Genomic DNA, 4,759 nt, shown 5'->3' on the forward strand with positions numbered 1-4,759 from the left:
CCCCCCCCCGGCGCGTTCCGCGCCCGCACCAGCGCCTCGACGCCGTCCAGCAGACGCTCCAGACCGAAGGCGAAGTCGTCGCCGGGGCCCTTCGGGGGCTGGTTCACGGCCCCCGGGGCCGCGAGCGGCTTCACCTTCCTCGCGCTGTTTCCGCCCTACCCGAGCAGCTCCTTCCTCCCAGTGGAGACCATGCCGGACCGGCTCCACGGTTTCGCCGGGAACCAGCCGGTCACCCCGGTGATCGAATCGCTGCGGGGGCTGCTGCCGGGGCAGCCGGTCGGCGGAGCGCCCCAGCAGGCGCCCGCCTGGTGCGCCGGGACCCTCGCCGTGTCCGTCGCGGCATCGGGCGTGCTCTTCCGCCGCCGCACGGCGTGAGAGCCCGGGCGGGTCCGGGAAGGGCCCGCCCGGGGTCCGGAGAGCCGGCCAGGGGGCTCAGAAGCCACCCCCGAAATCCCCGCCGCCGAAGCCCCCGCCGAAGTCGCCACCGCCGCCGAAACCTCCTCCGAGGTCTTCGCCGCCCTCGCCCCAGCCGGGGCCGTAGCCGTGACCCCAGCCGCCCAGGCTGCTGCCCAGGACCGTTCCGAAGAGCAGACCCGGCAGCAGCATCGAGCCGTAGCCGCCGTAGTAGCCGCCCATCCACGGACCGTAGGCCGGGCCCGCGTCCCAGTAGGGCACCCGCTCGCCGGTCGCCGTCGGCACGGTCCGCACCGCCGGGTCCAGGCCGTCGTCGAGCCGGGCGGCGTCGGCCGCGCAGACCGGCACCTCGCGGGGTGATCCGCCCGGGGGCGCCCACTCCGTATCGCGCACCGACGGCCCGTGCCGGGGATCGAAGAAGCACGGCGGCCGCCGCTGGGGCGGCTCCCGCCCATCCCGCCGGGCGTCCAGCACCGCCAGGGTGAACCGGCCGTCCTCCAGCGCCTCGGACACCGCCCGTACGTCGTCGGGGCGGCGGGCCGCGTCGGAGGCGTCCTTGGCCTTCTCGTACGCGTCCAGGGCCTGCCGGTAGTCGTCGAGCATCTCCGGGGTGACGCCGGGGGCGGAGGGGGAGAAGTCCAGCCGGTCCAGGGTTTCGCCGTAGGAGGTGATGTCCTCCTGGACCGCCGCCCGCACCTGCTCCAGTTCGGCCCGCTCCCCCTCCTGCCGCTGTTTGCGCGAGCGCCGTGCCAGGAACAGACCGCCGGCCGAGAGCACCGCCAGCACGGCCAGGAAGCCCACCAGGACGCCGGCGCCGCCCGTGCCGCCTGTGCCGCCGTCGGCGCGCGCGGCCGACTGCACGTCGGTGACGAAGCCGCTGAGGATCCGCTCCGGTTCGCCGGAGTGCTCCCGCAGGTTCTGCCGGGCCAGCTCGCCGGCGGTCGAGCCGGCCAGCACATCGGCGTCCGAGGCCGCACCGAACTGCGAGCCCAGTGCGACGCCGTACACGCCGGGGCGTCCTACCTCCGAGCGCAGCCGGTCGAAGACGGCGTCGCCCCCGTAGGAGGAGTCGGCGGGCAGGACGGCGATGTGGACGGGGATGTCGCCGGCCCGGATCTGCTCGGCGAGCCGGTCGGCTTCGGCCTCCGAGAGTTTGTCGGAGGCGGCCGGGTCAACGTAGACGGGATCGTCCCGCAGGGCGGTCGCGACCTCGTCGAGGCCGGTGGCCGCCCGGGCGCCGCCGGCGGGTGTGAGGAGGGCGGTGGCGAGGGCGAGCAGGACGGCCGGGAGCACGGTCGCCCGCCGCCCCTGGAGTACGTGAGAGATGGGGCGGTTTGTCCTCATGGTGCTCCGCTACCCGGCCGTCGTCCGGTCACCCGGGGAACGCTCCGGGAAACCCGCGGAAGCACGAGGGCGGAACCCGGTGTGCGGGGGGCCCGAAGTGGTTTACGGTTGAATCAGATGTGGGTGCCGGCGGACGCGGAAAGCGCCTCTTCCCCCGGGCGCCGCCGTCCGGGCATCCGCCTCGCAACCGGCCCCGGTCGAGTTCTCCCCCGTCTCGACCGGGGCCTTCCCTCTCCTCTCGGGAGCGCTCCGGGGCCGGGAGCCGAACGGGCGCGGCCATACCGTGGAAGGCGCCCCTCTTCCGCCCGCCGGGGAGTCCCGTTCATCCCCGCTCTTCCATCTGCGCACGGAGGCCGCGTTGTCCTCGACCTCGATCGGAACCGCCCGTCACTTCCACCCCGCGGGGACGCCCGGGGACGTCTGCCGCGACCACAACCGTGCGGCGCTGGCCATCGTGGTGGCCGCCGAGGCGCGCCGCAGGGGATACGGTCCGGACCTGAGCGACGAGCAGGTCGACGAGTGTGCCGAGCTCACCGGACGCAGGTCCCCTTCGCCCACGTCCCGGAAGGCGATCCGGGCGGCTCTCGGGCCGCCCGTCACCGCCGAGGACGCACCGGAGACCGTGGCGGCGGCCGTCTTCGACGCGTTGCCCTCGAAGCCGGTGCGCGTGGTCGGGCGCGACGGCCGGGAGTTCTTCCTGGTGCCGCTCCCGGTCACCGCCTGACGGCACCGCCCGGCCCCCGGGGACCGGGCGGGCGACCCGGGGTCATTCGGGCCGGCTCGGCGCCTCGCCCAGTTCTCTCCAGTCCAGGACCTCGCGGGTCTCGCGCAGTATTCGCTCGGCCGCCTCGCGCGTCTCGGTGGGGACGTCCCCGAGCTCCTCCAGCAGGCCTTCGTAGATCGGCGGGTGCTCGGTCCGGGTCGCGGTGGTCGCCATGGTGCGGATCCTTCCTCTCGTGTCACGGGTGCCGTGAGCGACCCGTGGTGCGGCCGTTCGCCACGCCCAGATCGTTTCACGTACCGATCGCGCCCGCCTCCGTACCCGTGATCCGGGCGCACCCGCTGCGGGCACGTCCGCCCGCGGCGCGGCTGCGGACCAGCGGGCGGTCACCCGTGGCGGTGTCGGTCATGCCCCGGGCCGGGGAGGCCCGCGCCACCCGGCGAGGTCGCGGGGGGGCCCTCCCGTAGCCCTGGAACCGCGCCGGGGCGGACCCCGGGCGGCTGCGGCGGGCCCTGCCGGAACTGCACGCGCGGGAGGGGGCGTCATCCGCGGCAGGCTGCCTGCCGACGCCGGCGCGACTGCCCGTCTTCTCCTTGATGTACCGGCTGTTCACGGCGGAGCGGGTGGGCGGTGAACCCAACGGGCTGCTGGAGGACCGGCCGGGCGAGGTCTGCGCCGACGCGCTCGCGGACGGCGTCCGCGCCGCGGTCATGCCGTGCCCGACAGCCCCTCGCGCTGGAGGATGCCCCGTGCCCGGTCCGCGTGCCCGCCGCGCACGATGACGTCGTAGCGGGCGGCGGCCAGGGACTGGGTGGAGGAGAAGTCGCGCCGTCCGCCGGTCGCGACGTGGCCGACGAATCCGAAGACGGCCCCCCACAGCGCGCCGATGGCGAGGCCGCCGAGGATCAGCCCGAGCCAGGCCCCGCCGGTGGTGAACAGACCTACCAACAGGCCGATGAACAGACCGAACCAGGCGCCGCTGGCGGCCCCCATGCCGGCTGCCCGGCCCTTGGTCATCCGCCCGGTGACATGCTCGACCAGGCGCAGGTCGGAGCCGACGATGTCGATCTGCTCCACGGGGAACTTCTCGTCGGAGAGGCGGTCCACGGCGCTCTGCGCCTCCGTGTAGGAGGAGTAGCTGGCCACCGTGTTCCAGGCATCGCTGACCCGGTTCACGGGGTTCGGTTCGTTATTGGGCATCTCGCACTCTCCTTGTCGGGATGTCCGCTGTCACCCGACTTCCCCGGTGGCCGCCCCTTCATGGGCGCCGGGGAAGTCGGATGGCGGCTCGCGGGCCTCAGGAGGTGAGCAGTACGCCCGTATAGGAGGCCCCGGCGATGACCACCCACGAGCAGGCCCCGAGCACGGCCAGCCGCGCACCGGTCCGCGCCAGGGAGGGCAGGTGCACGGCGCTGCCCAGGCCGACGAGCGCGGCGGCCAGGACGAACTCCCGGACCGCGGCGCCGGCCTCCAGCGCGCCGGCCGGGACGGCTCCGGTGGTGCGTACGGCCACCGCCGCCAGGAATCCGGTCACGAACAGCGGAACCAGCGGGGGCCGCCCTCCGCCCGTTTCCCCGTCCCGGCCCGCGCGCCGCACCGCCGAGACGGCCACCGCCGCCACCAGCGGGGCCAGCAGCAGTACCCGCATCAGCTTCACCAGCACCGCCTCGCCCAGCGCCGTCCCGCCCGCGGTCTGCGCGGCCGCCACCACCTGGCCCACGTCGTGCACACCGGCGCCGACCCAGCGCCCGAACTGAGGGTCGTCCAGACCGAGGGGATGGTGCAGCAGCGGCAGGACGAAGACGGCCAGTGTGCCGCACAGGGTCACCAGCGCCACGGAGGCGGCGGTGTCCCGCTCGTCGCTGCCGCGCGCTTCGCCGACCGCGCCGATCGCGGAGGCCCCGCAGATCGAGTAGCCGGTGGCGACCAGCAGCGGCTGGTCCCCGCGCAACCCGAGCCGGCGGCCCAGCCACAGGGTGCCGAAGAAGGTCGAGGCCACCACCGCCAGCACCATGCCGACGGTCGCCCAGCCCAGACCCAGCACGTCGCCCAGACTCAGCTCCAGGCCCAGCAGCACCACGCCGACGCGCATCAGCCGCTTCCCGGCCAGGGAGAGACCGGGCCGGCCCGCGCCGGAGACGAGGCGGCCCGTTCCCGGCAGATGGGCGGCGGCGACGCCCAGCACGACCGCCGCGGTCAGCATCGGTACCCCCGGCAGCAGCCGGTGCGCGGCCCAGGCCAGCGCGTCTCGCCCTCGCCGCGGGCGGCACCGCGCTGGCC

5 protein-coding genes and 1 pseudogene are annotated in these 4,759 nt (G+C 75.3%); 2 read left to right on the plus strand and 4 right to left on the minus strand.

Annotation, left to right across the window (positions count from 1 at the left end):
• Positions 1–111 precede the first annotated feature (111 nt).
• Positions 112–375: pseudogene (locus LJ221_RS15200) on the plus strand (ABC transporter permease); the annotation flags it as partial.
• A gap of 57 nt (positions 376–432) precedes the next feature.
• Here the strand turns inward: LJ221_RS15200 and LJ221_RS15205 are convergent.
• On the minus strand, positions 433–1,758 hold the full coding sequence (locus tag LJ221_RS15205; protein WP_241717274.1) for a hypothetical protein: 1,326 nt from the start codon (positions 1,756–1,758) through the stop codon (positions 433–435).
• Positions 1,759–2,116: 358 nt separating this feature from the next.
• Between LJ221_RS15205 and LJ221_RS15210 the strand changes: the two genes are divergently transcribed.
• Positions 2,117–2,482, plus strand: coding sequence for a hypothetical protein (locus tag LJ221_RS15210; RefSeq protein ID WP_241717275.1), 366 nt, complete (start codon positions 2,117–2,119; stop codon positions 2,480–2,482).
• Between the two features lie 42 nt (positions 2,483–2,524).
• Here the strand turns inward: LJ221_RS15210 and LJ221_RS15215 are convergent, their stop codons facing one another.
• The 3 genes from LJ221_RS15215 to LJ221_RS15225 form a co-directional block, all read right to left on the minus strand.
• The gene (locus LJ221_RS15215; protein WP_241717276.1) at positions 2,525–2,695 is read right to left on the minus strand and encodes a hypothetical protein; all 171 of its coding nucleotides are present in this window, start codon (positions 2,693–2,695) and stop codon (positions 2,525–2,527) included.
• A gap of 492 nt (positions 2,696–3,187) precedes the next feature.
• On the minus strand, positions 3,188–3,679 hold the full coding sequence (locus tag LJ221_RS15220) for a general stress protein (RefSeq protein ID WP_241717277.1): 492 nt from the start codon (positions 3,677–3,679) through the stop codon (positions 3,188–3,190).
• Between the two features lie 97 nt (positions 3,680–3,776).
• A complete protein-coding gene (locus LJ221_RS15225; protein WP_241717278.1) occupies positions 3,777–4,721 on the minus strand; it encodes a YeiH family protein in 945 nt (314 codons plus the stop codon).
• Positions 4,722–4,759: the final 38 nt, after the last annotated feature.

This window comes from Streptomyces sp. CNQ085, assembly GCF_022614595.1.
In the GTDB taxonomy this organism is placed as follows: domain Bacteria; phylum Actinomycetota; class Actinomycetes; order Streptomycetales; family Streptomycetaceae; genus Streptomyces.